Source organism: Streptomyces sp. NPDC006687 (genome assembly GCF_040636215.1).
Classification (GTDB): Bacteria; Actinomycetota; Actinomycetes; order Streptomycetales; family Streptomycetaceae; genus Streptomyces.
Map to the genome: position 1 here is coordinate 116,866 of NZ_JBEYJJ010000011.1, position 21,877 is coordinate 138,742.

The 21,877-nt window shown below is 73.0% G+C and carries 16 protein-coding genes, 1 pseudogene and 1 riboswitch; of the genes and pseudogenes, 14 read left to right on the forward strand and 3 right to left on the reverse strand.

Going from position 1 to position 21,877, the window contains the following annotated elements:
- Positions 1-3: 3 nt before the first annotated feature.
- The 5 genes from ABZ716_RS16405 (at position 4) to ABZ716_RS16425 (ending at position 9,423) form a co-directional block, all read left to right on the forward strand.
- Positions 4-792 carry an ABC transporter ATP-binding protein gene (locus ABZ716_RS16405; protein WP_351882802.1) on the forward strand — a complete coding sequence of 263 codons (789 nt, stop codon included), beginning with the start codon at positions 4-6 and terminating at the stop codon, positions 790-792.
- Positions 789-3,362 (forward strand): FtsX-like permease family protein, encoded by a 2,574-nt coding sequence (locus tag ABZ716_RS16410; protein WP_358959580.1) that lies wholly within the window; start codon positions 789-791, stop codon positions 3,360-3,362. Before ABZ716_RS16405 ends, ABZ716_RS16410 begins: the two co-directional genes overlap by 4 nt.
- Positions 3,363-3,592: 230 nt before the next feature.
- A complete protein-coding gene (mfd, locus tag ABZ716_RS16415) occupies positions 3,593-7,126 on the forward strand; it encodes a transcription-repair coupling factor (protein ID WP_358959582.1) in 3,534 nt (1,177 codons plus the stop codon).
- A gap of 168 nt (positions 7,127-7,294) precedes the next feature.
- A complete protein-coding gene (locus tag ABZ716_RS16420; protein WP_358811254.1) occupies positions 7,295-7,900 on the forward strand; it encodes a hypothetical protein in 606 nt (201 codons plus the stop codon).
- Complete coding sequence (locus ABZ716_RS16425; protein ID WP_351882810.1) at positions 7,897-9,423, forward strand: serine/threonine-protein kinase; 1,527 nt, start codon at positions 7,897-7,899, stop codon at positions 9,421-9,423. Before ABZ716_RS16420 ends, ABZ716_RS16425 begins: the two co-directional genes overlap by 4 nt.
- A 27-nt stretch (positions 9,424-9,450) precedes the next feature.
- Here ABZ716_RS16425 and ABZ716_RS16430 read toward each other — a convergent pair whose 3' ends face one another.
- Positions 9,451-11,868, reverse strand: a complete 2,418-nt coding sequence (locus tag ABZ716_RS16430; protein ID WP_358959585.1) for a YfhO family protein — start codon at positions 11,866-11,868, stop codon at positions 9,451-9,453.
- Positions 11,869-12,044: 176 nt separating this feature from the next.
- Here ABZ716_RS16430 and ABZ716_RS16435 point away from each other — a divergent pair, with 176 nt between their 5' ends.
- The 9 genes from ABZ716_RS16435 to ABZ716_RS16475 all read left to right on the forward strand — a co-directional run bounded on the left by ABZ716_RS16435 (position 12,045) and on the right by ABZ716_RS16475 (position 21,206).
- Positions 12,045-12,668 (forward strand): SurA N-terminal domain-containing protein, encoded by a 624-nt coding sequence (locus tag ABZ716_RS16435; protein WP_358959587.1) that lies wholly within the window; start codon positions 12,045-12,047, stop codon positions 12,666-12,668.
- Between the two features lie 28 nt (positions 12,669-12,696).
- The gene (locus ABZ716_RS16440) at positions 12,697-13,755 is read left to right on the forward strand and encodes a nucleoside triphosphate pyrophosphohydrolase (protein WP_358959590.1); all 1,059 of its coding nucleotides are present in this window, start codon (positions 12,697-12,699) and stop codon (positions 13,753-13,755) included.
- A gap of 76 nt (positions 13,756-13,831) precedes the next feature.
- Complete coding sequence (locus ABZ716_RS16445) at positions 13,832-15,121, forward strand: cytochrome P450 (RefSeq protein ID WP_358811249.1); 1,290 nt, start codon at positions 13,832-13,834, stop codon at positions 15,119-15,121.
- 118 nt (positions 15,122-15,239) lie between these two features.
- Entirely contained in the window at positions 15,240-16,325 is a 1,086-nt protein-coding gene (locus tag ABZ716_RS16450; RefSeq protein WP_358959592.1) for a transglycosylase family protein, read from the forward strand.
- A 274-nt stretch (positions 16,326-16,599) separates the two neighbouring features.
- A riboswitch (cyclic di-AMP (ydaO/yuaA leader) is annotated at positions 16,600-16,769 on the forward strand.
- 2 nt (positions 16,770-16,771) lie between these two features.
- A complete protein-coding gene (locus tag ABZ716_RS16455; protein WP_358811247.1) occupies positions 16,772-17,506 on the forward strand; it encodes a transglycosylase family protein in 735 nt (244 codons plus the stop codon).
- A 272-nt stretch (positions 17,507-17,778) separates the two neighbouring features.
- Positions 17,779-19,065 carry a phosphopyruvate hydratase gene (gene eno / locus ABZ716_RS16460; protein ID WP_030028493.1) on the forward strand — a complete coding sequence of 429 codons (1,287 nt, stop codon included), beginning with the start codon at positions 17,779-17,781 and terminating at the stop codon, positions 19,063-19,065.
- A gap of 89 nt (positions 19,066-19,154) precedes the next feature.
- Entirely contained in the window at positions 19,155-19,643 is a 489-nt protein-coding gene (locus tag ABZ716_RS16465; protein WP_358959594.1) for a septum formation initiator family protein, read from the forward strand.
- 76 nt (positions 19,644-19,719) lie between these two features.
- Complete coding sequence (locus tag ABZ716_RS16470; RefSeq protein ID WP_358811246.1) at positions 19,720-20,268, forward strand: DUF501 domain-containing protein; 549 nt, start codon at positions 19,720-19,722, stop codon at positions 20,266-20,268.
- Positions 20,265-21,206: a Ppx/GppA phosphatase family protein gene (locus ABZ716_RS16475; protein WP_358811245.1), complete on the forward strand. Its 942-nt coding sequence runs from the start codon at positions 20,265-20,267 to the stop codon at positions 21,204-21,206. The genes ABZ716_RS16470 and ABZ716_RS16475 overlap by 4 nt, the downstream gene beginning before the upstream one ends.
- Positions 21,207-21,265: 59 nt before the next feature.
- Here ABZ716_RS16475 and ABZ716_RS16480 read toward each other — a convergent pair whose 3' ends face one another.
- Positions 21,266-21,535: a type II toxin-antitoxin system RelE/ParE family toxin gene (locus ABZ716_RS16480; protein WP_358959597.1), complete on the reverse strand. Its 270-nt coding sequence runs from the start codon at positions 21,533-21,535 to the stop codon at positions 21,266-21,268.
- Positions 21,532-21,618: pseudogene (locus ABZ716_RS16485) on the reverse strand (prevent-host-death protein); the annotation flags it as partial. The gene ABZ716_RS16480 and the pseudogene ABZ716_RS16485, both read right to left, overlap by 4 nt.
- Positions 21,619-21,877 lie beyond the last annotated feature (259 nt).

Genomic DNA, 21,877 nt, shown 5'->3' on the forward strand with positions numbered 1-21,877 from the left:
ACCGTGACAACGGCGATGACCGAGACCAGGCACGACGGCGGCGGGGGCCACGGCTCCGTGGCCGCCCGGGCACGCCAGGTCGTCAAGGCGTACGGCTCCGGCGAGACCCGCGTCGTCGCCCTCGACCACGTGGACGTGGACATCCACGCCGGCCAGTTCACCGCGATCATGGGCCCGTCCGGCTCCGGCAAGTCCACCCTCATGCACTGCCTGGCGGGCCTGGACACGGTGACCAGCGGCCGGATCCACCTGGAGGACACCGAGATCACCGGCCTGAAGGACAAGAAGCTCACCCAGCTGCGCCGCGACAAGATCGGCTTCATCTTCCAGGCGTTCAACCTCCTGCCGACGCTGAACGCCCTGGAGAACATCACCCTCCCGATGGACATAGCGGGCCGCAAGCCCGACCCGCAGTGGCTGGACCGGGTCGTGCAGACCGTGGGCCTCGCCGGGCGGCTCAAGCACCGCCCGACCGAGCTGTCCGGCGGGCAGCAGCAGCGTGTGGCGGTCGCCCGCGCCCTCGCCGCCCGCCCGGCGATCATCTTCGGCGACGAGCCCACCGGAAACCTGGACTCGCGGGCCGGCGCCGAGGTGCTCGGCTTCCTGCGCCAGTCGGTGGACGAGCTCGGCCAGACCATCGTGATGGTCACCCATGACCCGGTCGCCGCCTCCTACGCCGACCGCGTCATCTTCCTGGCCGACGGCCGCATCGTCGACGAGATGTACGCGCCCACCGCCGAGCAGGTCCTGGACCGGATGAAGGACTTCGACGCGCGCGGGCGGACCTCGTGACCGTCATGAAGACCGCGCGGCGCAACTTCTTCGCGCACAAGGGCCGGATGGCGCTGTCCGCCGTCGCCGTGCTGCTGTCCGTCGCCTTCGTCTGCGGGACCCTGGTGTTCACCGACACCATGAACACCACCTTCGACAAGCTGTTCGCCGTCACCAGCTCCGACGTCACCGTCAGCCCCAAGGACCCCGCCGACGGCGAGGACGACGCCGCCCGCGGCCGCCCGCGGACGCTGCCCGGCTCGGCCGTGGAGACGGTGCGCGGCGCCCAGGGCGTGAAGTCGGCCGAGGGCGGCGTCGTCTCGACGGCCGTCACGGTCGTCGACGCCAAGAACGAGAACATGGGCTCGACCACCGGCGCCCCGACCATCGCCGGGAACTGGACCGACGGCGAGCTCAAGTCCATGAAGATCAGCTCCGGCCGGCCCCCGCGCGGCCCGGCCGAGATGATGATCGACGCCGACACCGCCGAGAAGCACCACCTGAAGATCGGCGACGAGCTGCGCACCATCGCCGTCACCGGTGACATCCGGGCGCGGATCAGCGGTATCGCCTCCTTCACCGTCACCAACCCGGGCGCGGCGGTCGTCTACTTCGACACCGCCACCGCCCAGGAGAAGCTGCTCGGCGCGCCCGGCACCTTCACCCACGTCAGCGTCACCGCCCGGGACGGCGTCAGCGACGAGCAGCTGAAGAAGAACGTGGCCGCGGTCCTCGGCGCGGACACCTACAAGCTGCAGACCGCCAAGGAGGCCACGGCCGCCAACAAGAAGGACATGGGCTTCCTCGACGTCATGAAGTACGTGATGCTCGGCTTCGCCGGCATCGCCTTCCTCGTCGGCATCTTCCTGATCTTCAACACCTTCTCCATGCTGGTCGCCCAGCGCACCCGCGAGATCGGCCTGATGCGGGCCATCGGCTCCGACCGGGGCCAGATCAACCGCTCGGTGCTGCTGGAGGCCCTGCTGCTGGGTGTCGTCGGCTCCGCCGCGGGGGTCGCGGCGGGCGTCGGGCTGGCGGTCGGGCTGATGAAGCTGATGGGCCAGATGGGCATGCACCTGTCCACCGGTGACCTGACCGTCCGCTGGACGACCCCGGTCGCCGGCCTGGTCCTGGGCACCGTGGTCACCGTCGTCGCCGCCTACATCCCGGCCCGCCGGGCCGGCAAGGTCTCCCCGATGGCCGCCCTGCGCGACGCCGGCACCCCCGGCGACCGCAAGGCCGGCGCGGTCCGCGCGGTCCTCGGCCTGCTCCTCACCGCCGTCGGCGGCGCGGCCCTGTTCCTCGCGGGCTCCGCCGACCGGGCCGCCGCCGGCTCGCTCTGGCTGGCCGTCGGCGTCCTGTTCAGCCTCATCGGCTTCATCGTGATCGGCCCGCTGCTGGCGGGTGTGGTGGTCCGGCTGCTCGCCGCGCCCGTCCTGCGGCCCTTCGGCTCCGTCGGCCGGCTCGCCGAGCGCAACGCCCTGCGCAACCCGCGCCGTACGGGGGCCACCGCCGCTGCGCTGATGATCGGACTGGCGCTGGTGGCCTGCCTGTCGGTGGTCGGCTCCTCCATGGTGGCCTCCGCCACCGACGAGCTCGACCGCACCGTCGGCGCCGACTACATCGTCGCCTCCCAGGGCGCCCAGCCGCTGATGCCGCAGGCCGAGCAGGCCATGCGCGGGGTCAAGGGCCTGGACCACGTCACCGCCTACCGCGAGGCCGAGGCGCGGATCACCGTCCCGGACGGCACCTCCGCCCAGGACCGGCTCAGCGTCACCGACCCCTCCTACGCCCAGGACGTCCGCCGCAAGACGGTCGCGGGCAAGCACGAGGACGCGTACGCCCCCGGCTCGATGTCGGTCGGCTCCGAGTACGCCGACAAGCACCACGTGAAGGTCGGCGACGAGCTCGGCGTGGCCTTCACCGGCGGCAAGAGCGTCAAGCTGAGGGTCGCGGCGATCACCCTGGACGAGGGCAACCTCGACAAGGGCGCCAAGTACGTCAGCACCGCCGTCGCCGAGGCCAACGTGCCGGCCGACCAGCTGCCGCGTCCGGTGATGCTGCTGGCCAAGGCGGACAAGGGGCAGGCCGACAGCGCGTACGCGGCGCTGAAGAAGGCCATGGCCGAGTATCCGCAGTACAAGGTGCGCAACCAGACCGACTACAAGAAGGAGCTCAGGGACCAGGTCGGCCAGCTGCTCAACCTGGTCTACGGCCTCCTCGCCCTGGCGATCATCGTCGCGGTGCTGGGCGTCGTGAACACCCTGGCCCTGTCGGTCGTCGAGCGGACCCGCGAGATCGGCCTGATGCGCGCCATCGGCCTCTCCCGCCGCCAGCTGCGCCGGATGATCCGCCTGGAGTCGGTGGTCATCGCCCTCTTCGGCGCCCTGCTGGGCCTGGGCCTGGGCATGGGCTGGGGCGCCACCGCGCAGCAGCTCCTCGCCCTCCAGGGCCTGAAGGTGCTGGAGATCCCGTGGGCGACGATCCTCGGGGTCTTCGCCGGCTCGGCCCTGGTGGGCCTGTTCGCCGCACTGGTCCCGGCGTTCCGGGCGGGGCGGATGAACGTCCTGAACGCGATCGCCACCGAGTAGCCTCCGGCGGTCGTACGGGGGAACGGGGGAACCCGCCGGCCCCGGAGCATCCTCAGGGACGCTCCGGGGCCGGCGGCGTCCCGGGGGCCCGGCCGCGCTGTGGCCGGGCGGATCCCGCGCGCGGGCGGTGCGGCCGCGGCATAGGGTGGAACCCCCGGCCCGTTCACGTGTCGGGTGCTTCGCGTTGCCCGCCCCCCGCCCGCCCCTCCACCGGATGGAAAGCCGCTTTCATGAGCCTCACCGGACTCCTCGACGCCGTCACCCGGGACCCCGCCCTGGCCGAGGCGGTCACCGCGGCCGGGGACGGCAACCGCATGCACGTGGACCTCGTCGGCCCGCCCGCCGCCCGGCCCTTCGCGATCGCCGCGCTGGCCGCCCGCACCGGCCGCACCGTCCTCGCCGTGACCGCCACCGGCCGCGAGGCCGAGGACCTCGCCGCCGCCCTGCGCTCCCTGCTGCCGCCCGACCAGGTGGTGGACTACCCCTCCTGGGAGACCCTGCCGCACGAGCGCCTCAGCCCGCGCAGCGACACCGTCGGCCGCCGGATCGCCGTCCTGCGCCGCCTCGCGCACCCCCGCGCGGACGACCCGGCCGCCGGGCCCGTCTCGGTGGTCGTGGCCCCCATCCGCTCCGTGCTCCAGCCGCAGGTCAAGGGGCTGGGCGACCTCGTACCGGTCAGCCTGCGCCACGGCGAGAGCACCGACCTCGGCGCCGTCACCGAAGCCCTGGCGGCGGCCGCGTACGCCCGCGTGGAGCTGGTCGAGAAGCGCGGGGAGTTCGCCGTGCGCGGCGGCATCCTCGACGTGTTCCCGCCCACCGAGGAGCACCCGCTGCGCGTGGAGTTCTGGGGTGACGAGGTCGAGGAGATCCGTTACTTCAAGGTCGCCGACCAGCGCTCCCTGGAGATCGCCGAGCACGGCCTGTGGGCCCCGCCCTGCCGGGAGCTGCTGCTGACCGACCAGGTGCGCGAGCGGGCCGCCGCCCTCGCCGAGGCCCACCCCGAGCTGGGCGAACTGCTGCACAAGATCGCCGAGGGGATCGCGGTCGAGGGCATGGAGTCCCTCGCGCCCGTCCTCGTCGACGACATGGAGCTGCTCCTGGACGTCCTGCCGGCCGGGTCCATGGCCGTGGTCTGCGACCCCGAGCGGGTCCGCACCCGGGCCTCCGACCTGGTGGCCACCAGCCAGGAGTTCCTCATGGCCTCCTGGGCGGCCACCGCCGGCGGCGGCCAGGCCCCCATCGACGTGGGCGCGGCCTCGCTGCGCGGCATCGCGGACGTCCGCGACCACGCCCGCGAGCTCGGCATGATGTGGTGGTCGGTGTCCCCCTTCGCGGCGGACGACTCCGACCTGGCCCAGGACACCCTCAAGCTCGGCATGCACGCCCCCGAGGCGTACCGCGGCGACACCGCCCGCGCGCTCGCCGACACCAAGGGCTGGCTCGCCGACGGCTGGCACACCGTCTACCTCACCGAGGGCCACGGCCCGGCCGCCCGCACCGTCGAGGTGCTCGGCGGCGAGGGCATCCCGGCGCGGCTGGCGGCCGACCTGACGACCCTGGAGCCGTCCCTCGTCCACGTCTCCTGCGCCTCCCTCGACACCGGCTTCGTCGACCCGGGGCTGAAGCTCGCCGTCCTCACCGAGACCGACCTGACCGGCCAGCGCACCGCCACCAAGGACCTCGGCCGGATGCCCACCCGCCGCCGCAAGTCCATCGACCCCCTCACCCTGGAGACCGGCGACTACATCGTCCACGAGCAGCACGGCGTGGGCCGCTACATCGAGATGGTGCAGCGCACCGTGCAGGGCGCCACCCGCGAGTACCTCCTCGTCGAGTACGCCCCCGCCAAGCGCGGCCAGCCCGGCGACCGGCTGTACATCCCCACCGACCAGCTGGAGCAGGTCACCAAGTACGTCGGCGGCGAGGCCCCGACCCTGCACCGGCTCGGCGGCGCCGACTGGACGAAGACCAAGGCGCGGGCGAAGAAGGCCGTCAAGGAGATCGCCGCCGACCTGATCAAGCTGTACAGCGCGCGCATGGCGGCGCCCGGCCACAGCTTCGGCCCCGACACCCCCTGGCAGCGGGAGCTGGAGGACGCCTTCCCGTACGCGGAGACCCCCGACCAGCTCACCACCATCGCCGAGGTCAAGGAGGACATGGAGAAGTCCGTCCCCATGGACCGCCTGGTCTGCGGCGACGTCGGCTACGGCAAGACGGAGATCGCGGTCCGCGCGGCCTTCAAGGCGGTCCAGGACGGCAAGCAGGTCGCGGTCCTCGTCCCCACCACCCTGCTCGTGCAGCAGCACTTCGGCACCTTCTCCGAGCGCTACAGCCAGTTCCCCGTCAACGTGAAGGCGCTCTCCCGCTTCCAGACCGACACCGAGGCCAAGGCCACCCTGGAGGGCCTCAAGGAGGGCTCGGTCGACATCGTCATCGGCACGCACCGCCTCTTCTCGCAGGAGACCAAGTTCAAGGACCTTGGCCTGGTCATCGTCGACGAGGAGCAGCGGTTCGGCGTCGAGCACAAGGAGCAGCTGAAGAAGCTCCGCGCCAACGTGGACGTGCTGACCATGTCCGCCACCCCGATCCCGCGGACCCTGGAGATGGCGGTGACCGGCATCCGCGAGATGTCGACGATCACCACCCCGCCGGAGGAACGCCACCCGGTGCTCACCTTCGTCGGCCCGTACGAGGAGAAGCAGATCGGCGCGGCCATCCGGCGCGAGCTGCTGCGCGAGGGCCAGTGCTTCTACATCCACAACCGGGTCGAGTCCATCGACCGGGCGGCCGCCAGGCTGCGCGAGATCGTCCCCGAGGCGCGGATCGCGACGGCCCACGGGCAGATGTCCGAACAGGCCCTGGAACAGGTCGTGGTCGACTTCTGGGAGAAGAAGTTCGACGTCCTCGTCTCCACGACGATCGTCGAGTCGGGCATCGACATCTCCAACGCCAACACCCTCATCGTGGAGCGCGGCGACAACTTCGGCCTCTCGCAGCTGCACCAGCTGCGCGGCCGCGTCGGGCGCGGCCGCGAGCGCGGGTACGCGTACTTCCTCTACCCGCCGGAGAAGCCGCTGACGGAGACGGCGCACGAGCGGCTGGCCACCATCGCCCAGCACACCGAGATGGGCGCGGGCATGTACGTAGCGATGAAGGACCTGGAGATCCGCGGCGCGGGCAACCTGCTGGGCGGGGAGCAGTCCGGCCACATCGCGGGCGTCGGCTTCGACCTCTACATCCGGATGGTCGGCGAGGCCGTCGCCGACTACCGGGCCGCCGTGGAGGGCGGGGTGGAGGAGGAGCCGCCGCTGGAGGTGAAGATCGAACTGCCGGTCGACGCGCACGTCCCGCACGACTACGCCCCCGGCGAGCGGCTGCGCCTCCAGGCGTACCGGGCGATCGCCTCGGCGAACTCGGAGGCCGACATCAAGGCGGTTCGGGAGGAGCTCACCGACCGCTACGGCAAGCTCCCGGAGCCGGTGGAGAACCTGCTCCTGGTGGCGGGTCTGCGGATGCTGGCCCGCGCCTGCGGGGTCGGCGACATCACCCTCCAGGGCCCCAACATCCGCTTCGGCCCGGTGGAGCTGCGCGAGTCCCAGGAACTGCGCCTCAAGCGGCTCTACCCCGGCACGGTCCTCAAGCCGGCCACCTCCCAGATCCTGGTCCCCCGCCCCAAGACCTCCCGCGTGGGCGGCAAGCCCCTGGTCGGCCGCGAACTCCTGGCGTGGACGGGAGAGTTCCTCACCACCGTTCTCGGCTCGTGACCCCGGCCCCCGGGCCTGCCGGCCGGCAGGCCCGGGGGACAGGAGGGGCGGGGGAGGACGGTTGGGCAGCGAGGCTGCAACGGTTGGGGACATCCCCTCACGGGCGGCCGGAAACCGTGTATACGCTTCCTGCCGTCACCTTTTCCGTACGGCCCGTCAGGAGCAGCGATGCACGGCCACGGCATCCCGCCGCAGCAAGGCCCCCACGGCCACCGGCCCTTGTCCGGGGCGGCGCTGGCGCTGCGCGTGCTGTTCACGGCGTTGCCCCTTCTCACCTGCGGGTTCTTCGCCTGGGGCTCCCTGCTGCGGCTCGCCCTGCTCACCCGTAAGAGCCGGGACTGGGTGCTGCTGGTCGTCGGCGGGGTGCTGTCCGTCGTCTGGATCACCTTCATCGAGATGGACCCGACGGCCGAGACCGACGGCTGGCAGGGCAACCTCGGCGCGGGTGGCTCGATCTTCACCGGTTTCGCCGTCTGCGTGTACTACCTCGTCGCCGACATCCGCCACCACGAGACGAAGGCCCCGGCGGTGGCCGCCGCCCCCTGGTACCCGCCGCAGCAGCCGCAGACGGGCCCCTCCTACGGCTATCCGCCCGTCCCGCCGCAGCAGGCGCCCGCCCCCGTGCAGCCGCCGCGCATCGGGCAGGTCCGCGCCGAACTCGACGAGCTCAGCGAACTCCTGCGCAAGCAGACCCCGCAGACCCCGCCCGGCCCCCCGCGCCCCGGCGGCCCCTACCAGGACCCGAACAGCACGGCGATCCAGGACCCGCGGTGACCGTGACGACGACGGGCGAACGGATCATCGGCGAGCGCTACCAGCTCGCCACCCTCCTCGGCCAGGGCGGCATGGGCCAGGTGTGGACGGCCTACGACCAGCGCCTGGACCGCCGCGTCGCCGTCAAGCTGCTGCGCCCCGACAAGGTGGCCGGGCCCGGCACCGTCGCCGAGGAACTGCGCCGCCGCTTCGTCCGCGAATGCCGGGTCACGGCGCAGGTCGACCACCCCGGCCTGGTCACCGTCCACGACGCGGGCAACGACGGCGAGGAGCTGTACCTCGTCATGGGCTACGTCGAGGGCTCCAACCTCGCCGACCACCTCGCCGAGCACGAGCGCTACCCCTGGCCGTGGGCGGTCGCGGTGGCGGTGCAGCTGTGCGCGGTGCTGTCCGCCGTGCACGCGGTGCCGATCGTCCACCGCGACCTCAAGCCCCGCAACGTGATGGTCCGCCCGGACGGCACGGTCCTCGTCCTGGACCTCGGCGTCGCCTCCGTGATGGACACCGACACCACCCGCCTCACCAGCACCGGAACCCCCATCGGCAGCCCCGCGTACATGGCGCCCGAGCAGGCCATGGGCGGCGCGGTCGGCCCGTACACCGACCTGTACGCCCTCGGCGTGCTGCTGTACGAACTCCTCAGCGGCAACGTCCCCTTCGCCGGGTCCACCGCCCTCGGCGTACTGCACCGGCACCTGTACGAGCCCCCCGCCCCCGTACGCCCGCAGCGCCCGGAGATCCCGCAGGAGCTGGAGGCGGTGCTGATGCGCCTGCTCGCCAAGGACCCGCAGGACCGCCCGGGCTCCGCGCAGGAGGTCTACGAGGCCCTCGCCCCGCTGCTCCCGGCGCCCGGCAGCCGTCCCGTGGCCGGCCCCCTCGACCCCACCCGGCCGTTCCTGCGCCCGCAGGCGCCCTGGCCGGACCGGCCGGCCGCCGCCGTCCCCCCGATGCCGGCCACCGCACCGGCCCCGGCCCGGCCGGACATCCCCGGAGCGGTGGACGAGGCGCGCAAGCTGCTCGACCAGGGGCGGCTCACCCAGGCCGTGGACATCCTCGGCGGGATCCTCCCGGCGGCCGCCGCCGAGCACGGGGAACGCTCGCCGGTGGTGCGCAGCCTGCGCAAGCAGTACGCCGCCACGCTCATGGACGACGGCCAGTACCGCCGCGCCCTGCCCGAACTGAGGCGCCTCGCGGACGAGTTCCCAGCCGGGGACCCGCAGGCGCTGCGCTTCCGCTACGACGCCGCGCAGTGCCTGGAGCAGCTCGGCGAGCCCGCCGCGGCCCTGGCGGAATACCGGTCGCTGCTCCCGCTGTTCGAGAACCACTACGCCAACCCGGACCCGGGCCTGCCGCTGGAGGTCCGCCGCCGGATCGCGCACCTGCTGCTCTCCCTCGGGGACCGCGCGGCCGCCCACGACACCCTGCTCCGGCTCCTGTACGACGCGGACCGGGTGCACGGCCCGGCGCATCCGCTCCCGGTGGAGATCCGCCGGACCCTGCAGTGGCTGGGCCAGGTCCGCTGACCCCACACCGGCCCGGCCCGGGCCCCCTCAGCCGCGCCGGACGCGCGCCAGCAGCTCCGGGCGGCGCCTGAGCACCGCCAGGGCGGCCACCGTCAGCGCCGACAGCACCGCCAGGCCCGTGCCCGCCGCCAGCCCCGGCGGGGTGAACCCGCAGTGCAGGGTGGTGGTGCGCCCGTCCAGCGGCACGGCCAGCAGCCCCAGCCGGGCCCCGGCCGGCCGGCCGTCGCAGCTCCAGCCCGCGACGGCCGGTACCGCGACGACCGCGGTGCCGGTGCTGCCCGCCGGCAGGGTCGCCGTGAAGTCCGCGTCGCCGGCCCGGACCGAGGTGGCGGCCGGGCCGCGCAGGGCGGCCACCGCCGCGGTGAGCTTCGAGCGGTCCAGGCAGGACAGCGCCCACCGGGCGGGGGCCGGGCGGTCGAAGACCAGCTTCGAGGCGCTGCCGTGCGAGCGGCCCAGCGGCTGGAGCGCCGCCCGGTTCTTCGGCGGGCTGCCGTTCAGCCGGAAGGGGCGGCCGTCCGCGAGGCGGGCCGTCGCGTTGTACTCGGGCGCCCACAGGAAGGCGTCGGTCCCCGTCCGGCAGACCCCGGGCACGAGGGGGTCCTCGTACACCTTCGCGCCCAGCAGCAGCTCCTGGTTGGCGAACGGGGACTCGCCGAACTCCGGCGCCGGGCCCGCGGGCCGCACGGTGACCAGCGGCAGCGCCTCACCGCGGGCGATCTTCCCGTCCGGCTTCAGCCGCGCGCCGACCGAGAACAGCGCGTCCGTCACCGGATTGTCCAGGCTCTGCACGCTGCGCCCCCGCGAGGTCCAGCCCGCGCCCAGCGCCACCATCGTGCGGGTGAACACGTCCGGGGTGTGGCTGCTGTAGTAGGAGCCGCCCTCCCCGCCCAGCAGCAGCGGGTCGTTGCCCGACAGCGCGGGCCGGCCCGCGTCCGTGCGGTACGCCGGCCAGCCGTCGGCCCGGGTCAGGGCCCGCTCGCGGGAGGTGCTGGCGTGGGTCCAGGAGGGGTAGTCGTCCAGCCCCGCCAGCTTGCCCTTGTGCCCGTACGCCGTGGTCGCGGCGGCCTGCGCCACCAGGGCCGCCGCCAGTACGGCCGCCGCCGGCAGCAGCAGCCGCCGGTGGCGCAGCGCCCACCAGGCGCCCGCCGCCAGGGCCAGCCCGCCGCTGAACAGGGCGTAACCCCAGCCGGTGACCAGCGCGCTGCCCGCCCCCGCGCACGCCGCGGCCGCCGCCAGCAGCCCGGCCCCGCCCGCCAGCGCCCGCACCCCGTACGGCCCGGCGGCCAGCCCCGACCAGGCGGCGATGACCGCGATCCCGGCCAGCACGAAGGTCTGCCGGTACGGGCTGCCGTTCGGGGTGGCGAAGACGTGCCAGGCCAGATGGGTCGGCGCCCACTGCAAGGACAGCAGCACCGCCGCCACCAGCCCCGCCCACCACAGCCGGGTGCGCAGCGGCAGTGCCCGGTGGAAGGGCAGCGCCGTCACCAGCAGCAGGGTGCCCGTACCGATGAACACGGCGGGGGAGTTGAAGGAGTACGTGGCCGGCAGCAGCCGGGCGAACAGGTCCGGCCAGGGCGCCGGGGAGAACTCCTTGGACCAGCCCGGATACGCCTGCCGGGAGCTCAGGAACAGCGGCAGCAGCAGCGGCGCCGTCAGGGCCATGCCGAGCACGGTCGTCACCGCCGCCCGTCCGACCACCCGAAGCCGTACGCGCGCCCCCTCCCGGGTGAGCACCACCCGCACCACGAGCACCAGCGCCGCGCCCAGCGTGGCCATATAGGCGGTGTAGAAGTTCGCCGTCCAGCAGACGGCCACCACCCCCACCCCCAGCAGCGGCCGCCGCCCGCGCAGCGCCCACTCGCCGGTCAGGCACAGCAGCGGGAAGGCGATCAGCCCGTCCAGCCACATCGGGTTGTACGCGGCCTCGATCACCGACCAGCCGCACAGCGCGTACGAGGCCCCCAGCAGCCCCGCCGCCCACCACGGACCCGGCCGCTGGGACCGCAGCAGCCAGGCCATCGCGGCGGCGGCGGCCGCCATCTTCAGGACGGTGACGGCGTACACGGCGAGGTCGATGTCATGCCGCGGGAAGAGAGCGACCAACGGGGCGAAGGGGCTCGACAGGTACGTGCCGTAGTCCGCCAGGAAGCCGGTCCCGTACCCGGACTGCCAGTTGAACAGCAGTCCGCCCCGCGCCCGCCCGTGCAGCAGGTCCCACAGGTGCGCGTGGAAGGGCACGAACTGGTTGCCGAGGTCGTTGACGCTGCGGTGGCGGGGCCCGTACGGGAAGACCCGGGCGACGGCGTCCCCGGAGCACACGGCCACCGTCGTGACCAGGGCGGCGAACGCCGAGCCGAGCAGCCCCGGGCGGCGTCCGGAGCCGCGTGCGGGGGCCTGGGCGGGGCGCTGCGGGGTGTGGTGCGGGGCGAGTTGAGATGTCGACATGGTGGAACGACCTTCGCAGGAACGCGGAACTCCGCGATGGCCGGGGGGTGAACTCGTACCCCGACACCCTGGGAATCGTTGGTCGAACCGGTGGCTCGGGCCACCGTGACTGCATACCATCGATCACCGCACGGCCTTGTGCACCGACGCACAATCACCCGGCCCTGGAGGCTCCTTTGCACCGTCGCACAGCGCTCTCCGTATCCGCCGCCCTGCTCGCGGCGGCCCCCCTGCTGGCCGCCTGCTCGGGCGGGACCCGTCCCGGTACCGCGGCCGTCGTCGGCGGCGAGCGCATCACCACCTCCGCGCTCCAGGCCCAGGTCAACGACGTCCGCACCGCGCAGAACCGTTCCGAGCAGGGGGCGCGGCTGATCGGGGCGACCGCCGGGCTGGAGCGGCTCAAGCTCAACAAGATGATCCAGAGCGCGGTCCTGGAGCGGGCGGCCGACGACGCCGGGCTGAGCGTGAGCCCCAAGGAGATCGAGGACGTCCGCAAGGCGCAGCTCCAGCAGGTCGGCGGCGAGAAGGCGCTCGCCGCGGCGGCGCTGGAGCAGGCGCAGCTGGCCCCGGACCAGATCGACGCCGACACCCGCTTCAAGCTGCTGCGCGACAAGCTCTTCGCGCACTACGGCAGCCAGGACAAGGCGCTGGTGAAGCTCGGGGAGGCCGCGAAGGCCCTGCACATCGAGGTCAACCCGCGCTACGGCCGCTGGGACGAGAAGCAGATCCTGCTCGGCGACCAGCAGACGCCGTGGATCACCCAGCGGACGATGCCCGAGGCGGCCCCCGCCGGAGCCTGACGCCCGGGGGCGGGGGTAGGTTCGGAGGGTGACCGACCACACCGCCGAACCCGTCCCCGCCGCTGGATCTCCTCGTGCCGTTCCCGACGCCGTTCCGGCCGCCGTTCCCGGAGCCGTTCCCGACGCCGGGCGGATCGTCCTGCTGACCGCCAGCCACCGGGTCGCCCCCGGACTGCTGTCCTGGCCGGCCTGGCAGGTCCTGCACGCCGCGGACCGGGTGCTGTGCGCGGACCCGGGTCACCCGCAGCTCCCTTACCTGCGCGAAGCCGGGGTGGAGGTGGCGCGGGAGGCCCCCGACGCCGCCGCTCTCGTCGATGCCTGCGCCGGGGGCCGCACCATCGTGGTGATCCCGTCCGGCGAGGGCGACCAGCGGCTGACCGACGGTCTGGCCCGGCTGGCCGGCTCGGGCCGGGTGGCCATGCCGGACCTGGAGCTGCTGCCGGGTTCGTACGATCTGCCGGGGGCGCGGCTGCTGGACCTCGTACAGGTGATGGACCGGGTGCGCCGCGAGTGCCCGTGGACCTCCCGGCAGACGCACGAGGGGCTGGTGAAGTACGCCATCGAGGAGGCGTACGAGCTGGTCGAGGCGATCGAGGACGGCGACCGGGAAGCGCTGCGCGAGGAGCTGGGGGACGTGCTGCTCCAGGTGGTCTTCCACGCGCGCATCGCCGAGGAGGGCGGTGAGGGGGAGGACGCGGAGCCCTTCTCCGTCGACGACGTCGCCGGCGACCTGGTCGACAAGCTGGTCCGCCGCCACCCCCATGTCTTCGGGGACGCGACGGCCGAGTCCCCCGAGGACGTCAGCGCGCACTGGCAGGCCACCAAGGCGGTCGAGAAGCAGCGGGAGTCGGTCACCGACGGGATCCCGCTGGGCCAGCCCGGACTGGCGCTCGCGGCGAAGCTGGCCGGCCGGGCCCGCGCGGCCGGGCTCCCGGTGGACATCCCGCGCGGCGAGGGCATCGGCTACGAACTGCTGGCGCTCGCGGCGCGGGCCGAGGCGTCGGGCACCGACCCCGAGACGGCCCTGCGCGCGGCGGCCCGCGCCTACCGCGACGCCATCCGGGCGGCGGAACACCTCGACCCGTAGCCCCGGCCCGTCCCGGACCCTGCCCGGCCGTCACCGCGTGCGGGGTGAGCGGCGGGGGCCGGGATACCGTCGGCGGGTGCATGAGCAGACCCCCGACACCGCCCCCGCCCTCTTCGGCTGGGAGTTCGCCACCGATCCCTACCCCGCCTACGCCTGGCTGCGCGAGCACGCCCCGGTGCACCGGGCCACGCTGCCCAGCGGGGTCGAGGCGTGGCTGGTGACCCGGTACGCCGACGCCCGTCAGGCCCTCGCCGACCAGCGGCTGAGCAAGAACCCGGCGCACCACGCGGAGCCGGCGCACGCCAAGGGCAAGACCGGGATCCCGGGGGAGCGCAAGGCGGAGCTGATGACCCACCTGCTCAACATCGACCCCCCGGACCACACCCGGCTGCGCCGGCTGGTGTCGAAGGCGTTCACCCCCCGCCGTGTCGCGGAGTTCACCCCGCGGGTGCAGGAGCTGACCGACCACCTCATCGACAAGATCGTCGAGAAGGCCGGGACCGCGGAGAAGGGGGAGGCGGACCTCATCCACGAGTTCGCCTTCCCGCTCCCCATCTACGCCATCTGCGAGATGCTCGGCGTCCCGCGCGAGGACCAGGACGACTTCCGCGACTGGGCCGGGATGATGATCCGCCACGGCGGCGGTCCGCGCGGCGGGGTCGCCCGTTCCGTGAAGCGGATGCGCACCTATCTCGGGGAACTCATCCACCGTAAGCGGGACGATCTGGGCAATGACCTCATCTCTGACCTGATCCGGGCGAGCGACCACGGCGACCACCTGACGGAGGCCGAGGCCACCGCCATGGCCTTCATCCTCCTGTTCGCCGGCTTCGAGACGACGGTCAACCTCATCGGCAACGGCGTCCACTCCCTCTTCATGAACCCCGGCCAGCGCGTCCGCCTCCAGGACTCCCTCGCCGCGGGCGAGACCGCGCTGCTGGAGACCGGGATCGAGGAGCTGCTGCGCTACGACGGCCCGGTGGAGCTGGCCACCTGGCGGTTCGCCACCCGGCCGCTGACCCTCGGCGGGCAGGAGATCGCCGTCGGCGACCCCGTCCTCGTCGTCCTCGCGGCGGCCGACCGCGACCCGGCCCGCTTCACCGACCCGGACACCCTCGACCTCTCCCGGAGTGACAATCAGCACCTCGGATACGGGCACGGAATCCACTACTGCCTCGGCGCCCCGCTGGCCCGCCTGGAGGGCCAGACGGCGCTCGCGACTTTGCTGAAGCGTCTGCCGGATCTGGAACTTGCCGTTCCCCCCGCGGACCTGCGCTGGCGCGGCGGACTCATCATGCGGGGCCTGCGCACCCTCCCCGTCCGCTTCACAGTCCCGAACGTCCGGGACGGGCGCGAAGCCCGGTGAGGCGCCCGGCGGGGCCGCGGAACTGACCGGAATTCAGTCTTCGGCCGAACTTGTGACATCCGTTCGAAGGCGGCTAGGTTCTGCCGTTACCCCGCCGTTATACGAAAGGTGCAGCCTCATGCTTCCCGGGAACGGCCGCCACAGACGCCCCCGTCAGGTCCCCGCCCTCGTCGTCACAGCAGGAGTGACGGGCTCGGCCCTGGCCCTGCCGCTGCTCGCCGCCACCGGCGCGAACGCGGCCGACACAGCGACGTGGGACAAGGTCGCCGACTGCGAGAGCGGCGGCACCTGGAGCGCCAACTTCGGCAGCGGGGCCTACGGCGGGCTGCAGTTCACCCTGGAGCAGTGGAAGAACGCGGGCGGGCTGGAGTACGCCGAGCGCCCCGACCTCGCGAGCCGCTCGCAGCAGATAGCGGTCGCCGAGCGGGTGCTGGCGTCCCAGGGCCCCGAGGCGTGGCCGCTGTGCTCCGCCTCGGCGGGGCTGTCGAAGAACGGGCCGAAGGCCGACGTGGACACGGGCACCTCCAAGACCCCCGGGCCCGTCGGCTCCACCCCGACGCGTCCGGACTTCTCGGTGCCGGCCACCGGCGGGGACGGGCCCTCCACCGACTTCGGCGCGCCCACCCCGGCGCCCGGTACGCCGGCCCCCGGCGTGCTGCCGGACTACCCGCTCGGCGCCGTCAGCGGACTGCCCGTCATGCCCGAGCCGGACTACACCGTGCCGTCCACCCCGACCACCGGCCCCACCCCGACGCCCGCCACGCCGACGCCCACCAGCCCGGCGAACCCGGGCAACCAGGGCAACACCAACAACCCGGGCAACACGGGCAATTCCAGCAACCCGGCCGACCCGACGGCCCCCGCCACCACCCCTGCCACCCCGGGCGGGGCGACGCCCACGGTCCCCGCCACCCCGGGCGCCACCCCCTCCGCCTCCCCCACTCCGGCCGCCGGGGCCTCGGACGGTGGCGGCAAGCACCGCGGCCCCGCCGCCCTGGAGGTGCCGGCCGCCCCTGGCACGGCGTCAGCCGCCGCCCAGGACCCCACGTACACGGTGAAGCCGGGCGACAGCCTGACGGCCATCGCGGACGCCAACGGGCTCAAGGGCGGCTGGACCGCCCTCTACCAGGCCAACGAGCACGTCATCGGCACGGACGCGGACCTCATCAAGCCCGGCCAGAACCTGGATCTAACCAAGGAATAGGGGTAGTTCGGGCACCGATTATGGGCTGAATGTCCGTTATCGGAAAGTGAGACATGCATCTCTTCAGGACAACTGGCGTGTCTCGTTCCGGAACTTCCGCAAACCCCGTTCCGACCTGCGCAAACGTGCTCTTGAGGAACGCAAGTAGGCCGGTTTCTCCCCAAAATCACACGTTGAACATCGGGGAGAGACCTGTCTACCTTCTGAGTCGCCCGCCACCGCGGGCTCCTTCGACCGCATCGCCGAATCCTGCCGGCGGCCGGAGGGAACAGTCGTCGCGCAAGCGCCGTTGGCAGGAGCGGGGGAACCAAGGTAGGCGCCGGGAAAGGCCGTTGAGAGACGGCCCGCTGTACCGGCTTGGGGTGAAGACGCGCAACTGCGCGGCCGGGCAACTCATCCGCCCGAACCCGACAGCTCACCTCGAAGGCGTCGGTGAGGAGAACTCCATGCTGCTTTCCGGCAAGGGCAAGCACCGCCGCGGCTCCAAGGCCGTCCGTATCGTCACGCTCGCCGGTGTCGCCGGTGTGGCCGTCGCCGCCCCGCTGATGGCGGCCGGCTCCGCCAGCGCCGCGACCGTCTCGGAGTGGGACAAGGTCGCCTCGTGCGAGTCCGGCGGCAACTGGTCCATCAACACCGGCAACGGTTACTACGGCGGCCTCCAGTTCTCCGCCTCCACGTGGGCCGCGTACGGCGGCAAGGCGTACGCCGCGCAGGCCAACCAGGCCACCAAGTCCCAGCAGATAGCCATCGCCGAGAAGGTCCTCAAGGGCCAGGGCAAGGGCGCCTGGCCGTCCTGCGGCGTCGGCCTGTCCAACTCGGCCTACAACGGCGGCGGCTCGACCACCACCCCGGCCAAGCCGAAGCCGGAGACCAAGCCGGCCCCGGCCAAGCCCGCCCCGGCGAAGCCCTCCGCCCCGAAGGCCGACACCGAGACCAAGAGCACCGGCTCCGGCTCCGGCTGGACCCCGTCCAAGCCCGCCCCGGCCAAGCCGTCCGCCCCGAAGACCCAGACCCCGGCGACCGGCAACGGCTCGTACACGGTCCGGGAGGGCGACACCCTCGGCACCATCGCCGAGGCCAACGGCGTCAAGGGCGGCTGGGAGAAGCTGTTCGACCTGAACAAGGACACCGTCCAGGACGCCGACCTGATCTTCCCGGGCCAGAAGCTGAAGCTCAGCTGAATCCCCGCGTAACACCTGGCACCACCCGCACCACCAGGTACGGCTGAGGCATCGTCGCCCGGCGCGCATCCCGCGCGCCGGGCTTCGCCATGTCCGCGGCCAGGGCCCCCGTGCCAGGGGGCTATGTCCTGGAAGGCGGGTATTCGGACCCTTTTTCGTCCCAGGACCCGGGCGGTCGGCGGGCCCACCGCCCGGAGCCGGTTAGGCTCTAGTCGGCGAGGCCGTCCCAGGCCCCACGCCACCGCACACCCAGCGTCACATCCCAGAAGGAGATGCTCGTGCCGTCCATCGACGTCGTCGTAGCCCGGGAAATCCTGGACTCCCGAGGCAACCCCACGGTCGAGGTCGAGGTGGGCCTCGACGACGGCAGCACCGGCCGTGCTGCCGTTCCGTCCGGCGCCTCCACCGGTGCCTTCGAGGCCATCGAGCTCCGTGACGGTGACCCCAACCGTTACATGGGCAAGGGTGTCGAGAAGGCCGTCCTCGCGGTCATCGAGCAGATCGGCCCGGAGCTCGTCGGCTACGACGCCACCGAGCAGCGCCTGATCGACCAGGCCATGTTCGACCTCGACGCCACCGACAACAAGGGCTCCCTCGGCGCCAACGCCATCCTCGGCGTCTCCCTCGCCGTCGCCCACGCCGCGTCCGAGGCGTCGGACCTGCCGCTCTTCCGCTACCTCGGCGGCCCGAACGCGCACCTGCTGCCCGTCCCGATGATGAACATCCTCAACGGTGGGTCGCACGCCGACTCCAACGTGGACATCCAGGAGTTCATGATCGCCCCGATCGGCGCGGAGTCCTTCTCCGAAGCGCTGCGCTGGGGTGCGGAGGTCTACCACACCCTCAAGAAGGTCCTCCACACCAAGGGCCTGTCCACCGGCCTGGGCGACGAGGGCGGCTTCGCCCCGAACCTGGAGTCCAACCGCGCCGCGCTCGACCTCATCATCGAGGCCATCAAGCAGGCCGGCTACACCCCCGGCAAGGACATCGCGCTCGCGCTCGACGTCGCCGCGTCCGAGTTCTACAAGGACGGCAAGTACGAGTTCGAGGGCCAGTCCCGCTCGGCCGCCGAGATGACCGACTACTACGCCGAGCTCGTCGAGGCGTACCCGCTCGTCTCCATCGAGGACCCGCTCTTCGAGGACGACTGGGCCGGCTGGAAGACCATCACCGACCGCCTGGGCGCCAAGGTCCAGATCGTCGGCGACGACCTCTTCGTCACCAACCCCGAGCGCCTGGCCCGCGGTATCGAGGAGGGCTCCGCGAACGCCCTGCTCGTCAAGGTGAACCAGATCGGTTCGCTGACCGAGACCCTCGACGCCGTCGAGATGGCCCAGCGCAACGGCTTCAAGTGCATGATGTCCCACCGCTCCGGCGAGACCGAGGACGTCACCATCGCCGACCTCGCCGTCGCGGTGAACTGCGGACAGATCAAGACCGGCGCCCCGGCCCGCTCCGACCGCGTCGCCAAGTACAACCAGCTGCTGCGCATCGAGGAGATCCTCGACGACGCCGCCGTGTACGCCGGCCGCAGCGCCTTCCCGCGCTTCAAGGGCTGAGTCCTCGCCTGCCTCCCTACGTCCCCGCACTCGGTCCCGTACCGTGTGCGGGGACGTATTGCGTAGCGCGCACCAGGGGAGGCGGATCAATGGCCAGGAACCGGGATCGGTTCTCCACCTTCTCCACGGCGACCAGGCTCCGGCAGCTCGGCGAGCGGACCGCGGCCCACGTCTACCGCTCGCAGTCCCGCCGGGTCGTGCGCCGCAGCAGGCTCACCGGCCGGGCGGCGCTGCTGGTGCTCGTCCTCTGTACGCTGGTCGTCGCCCTCGCGTACCCGATGCGCCAGTACGTCTCCCAGCGCTCGGAGATCGCGGACCAGCAGCGGGCCGCCGCCACCGCGCGCAAGCGCCTGGAGCAGCTCCGCGACGAGAAGGCACGCTGGCAGGACCCCGCCTACGCGGAGCAGCAGGCGCGCAAGCACCTGCACTTCCTGCGGCCGGGGGAGGTCGGCTACATCATGACCGACCCCGGGGCCGCGGCCGCGGAGCACCGCCGCGGCGGCCAGGGCGGATCCGACCGCCCCTGGTACTCCAACGTCTGGGACGGGGTCGACAAGGCCGACCGCCCCGGCGACTGACCACCCATCACGACCGTCCCGTACGGGCGGCCGCCACGACCGCCCGTACCACCGAACGAAGAGACTCCCTCCAGGCATGCAGACGCCCCCGCCCCAGACCGACCGGACCGAGCCGACCGCCGCCGACATCGAGGCGTTCGAGCAGCAGCTCGGCCGCCCGCCGCGCGGGCTGCGCGCCATCGCGCACCGTTGCCCCTGCGGCCAGCCCGATGTCGTCGAGACGGCCCCGCGCCTCCCGGACGGCACCCCCTTCCCGACGCTGTACTACCTCACCTGCCCGCGCGCGGCCTCCGCGATCGGCACGCTGGAGGCCAACGGCGTGATGAAGGAGATGCAGGCCCGCCTCGCCGAGGACCCGGAGCTCGCCGCCGCCTACCGCCGGGCGCACGAGGACTACATCCAGCGGCGCGACGCCATCGAGGTGCTCCAGGGCTTCCCGAGCGCCGGCGGCATGCCGGACCGGGTGAAGTGCCTGCACGTGCTGGTCGGCCACTCGCTGGTGGCCGGGCCCGGGGTGAACCCGTTCGGCGACGAGGCGCTGGCGATGCTGCCCGAGTGGTGGGCCAAGGGCGCCTGCGTCACCCCGTGCGGGGAGAAGGCGCAGCAGGAGGGCGAGAGCGCATGACCCGGGTCGCCGCCGTCGACTGCGGTACGAACTCCATCCGCCTCCTCGTCGCCGACTGCCACCCGGACACCGGCGAGCTCGTCGAGCTCGACCGCCGGATGCAGGTCGTCCGGCTCGGCCAGGGCGTGGACAAGACCGGCCGGCTGGCCCCGGAGGCGCTGGAGCGCACCTTCGCGGCCTGCCGCGAGTACGCCCAGGTGATCAAGGAGCTGGGCGCCGAGCGGGTCCGCTTCGTGGCCACCTCGGCCTCGCGCGACGCCGAGAACCGCGAGGACTTCGTCCGGGGCGTCCTGGACATCCTGGGCGTGGAGCCCGAGGTGATCTCCGGGGACCAGGAGGCGGAGTTCTCCTTCACCGGCGCCACCAAGGAGCTCACCGGCGACACGGCGCTGGAGCGGCCGTTCCTGGTCGTGGACATCGGCGGCGGCTCGACCGAGTTCGTGGTCGGCGAGGAGCACGTGCGGGCCGCCCGCTCGGTCGACGTGGGCTGCGTCCGGATGACCGAGCGGCACCTGGTGGTGGACGGCGAGGTCACCGACCCGCCGGCCGCCGAGCAGATCGCCGCCATGCGCGCCGACATCGAGGCGGCCCTGGACCTGGCCGCCGAGGCGGTCCCCCTGGGCGAGGCCCGCACCCTGGTGGGCCTGGCGGGCTCGGTGACCACGGTCGCCGCGATCGCCCTGGGCCTGGAGCGGTACGAGTCGGCCCGCATCCACCACGCCCGCGTCTCCTACGACCAGGTCCGCGAGATCAGCACCCGCATGCTGACGGCCACCCACGCCGAACGCGCGGCCATCCCGGTGATGCACCCCGGCCGCGTCGACGTGATCGGCGCCGGCGCCCTGGTCCTCCTCGCGATCATGGAACGCGTCGGCGCGTCGGAGGTGGTGGTCTCGGAACACGACATCCTGGACGGCATCGCCTGGTCGGCGGCCTGAGGGGCGGCACCACGGAGCGGCGGCGCCCCGGTCGGCCGACCGGGGCGCCGCCGTCGCCTTCAGAGGGTGCGGTAGACGTCCCGGCGGTCGGCGGCCTTGACGACGGGGACGACGAGCTCTCCGTCCAGCACCCGATGGGCGATCCGGTAGCTGCCCACCCGGAGCCGGTAGAGGCCGGACGGCCCGGTGAGTTTCTCGATGTCTGCGTCCTCGCGGTAGGGACCGTCCCCCAGGGCGGTCAGCGCGGCGAGGATGCGCGTGGCGGCGGGCTTGTCGATCGCTCGAAGTTGTCGTCGCGCCGCGGTGGTGAAGCGGAACGCGCACTTCACGCTGCGCCGTCACCCCGTTCGCTGAAGAGGTCGGCCAGCAGCTCGGCCATGGTCACGGTCGGGCCGCCTTCGGCCAGCACGGCCAAACGTGTACACGCACGGGGTGGCGCCGAACGGACGGGCCGCCGCGTGGACCGAACCTTGAGCCGGTCGAGGCGGGTTCTGTGGCCGGGGTCGTGCCGGGGTGTGGCCGAATATCGGGTTCCGCCTGATGAGTGGCTGGTGGGGCGGGGGAGGGGGTCCGGGGCGGGGGCAGTGCGGGGGTCGCGCGGGGGTGGGCGGGCGGCCGAAAAGGCGCTGCTCGGCAAGAAGTTCGTGAAGTTCTTCACAAGGAAAAAGGGC

Excerpts from the sequence above, each read along its gene's own strand:
- mfd (WP_358959582.1), top strand. The coding sequence starts at position 3,593 with ATGAGCCTCACCGGACTCCTCGACGCCGTCACCCGGGACCCCGCCCTG.
- ABZ716_RS16420 (WP_358811254.1), top strand. The coding sequence starts at position 7,295 with ATGCACGGCCACGGCATCCCGCCGCAGCAAGGCCCCCACGGCCACCGG.
- ABZ716_RS16430 (WP_358959585.1), bottom strand. The coding sequence starts at position 11,868 with ATGTCGACATCTCAACTCGCCCCGCACCACACCCCGCAGCGCCCCGCC.
- ABZ716_RS16450 (WP_358959592.1), top strand. The coding sequence starts at position 15,240 with ATGCTTCCCGGGAACGGCCGCCACAGACGCCCCCGTCAGGTCCCCGCC.
- ABZ716_RS16455 (WP_358811247.1), top strand. The coding sequence starts at position 16,772 with ATGCTGCTTTCCGGCAAGGGCAAGCACCGCCGCGGCTCCAAGGCCGTC.
- eno (WP_030028493.1), top strand. The coding sequence starts at position 17,779 with ATGCTCGTGCCGTCCATCGACGTCGTCGTAGCCCGGGAAATCCTGGAC.
- ABZ716_RS16465 (WP_358959594.1), top strand. The coding sequence starts at position 19,155 with ATGGCCAGGAACCGGGATCGGTTCTCCACCTTCTCCACGGCGACCAGG.
- ABZ716_RS16470 (WP_358811246.1), top strand. The coding sequence starts at position 19,720 with ATGCAGACGCCCCCGCCCCAGACCGACCGGACCGAGCCGACCGCCGCC.
- ABZ716_RS16475 (WP_358811245.1), top strand. The coding sequence starts at position 20,265 with ATGACCCGGGTCGCCGCCGTCGACTGCGGTACGAACTCCATCCGCCTC.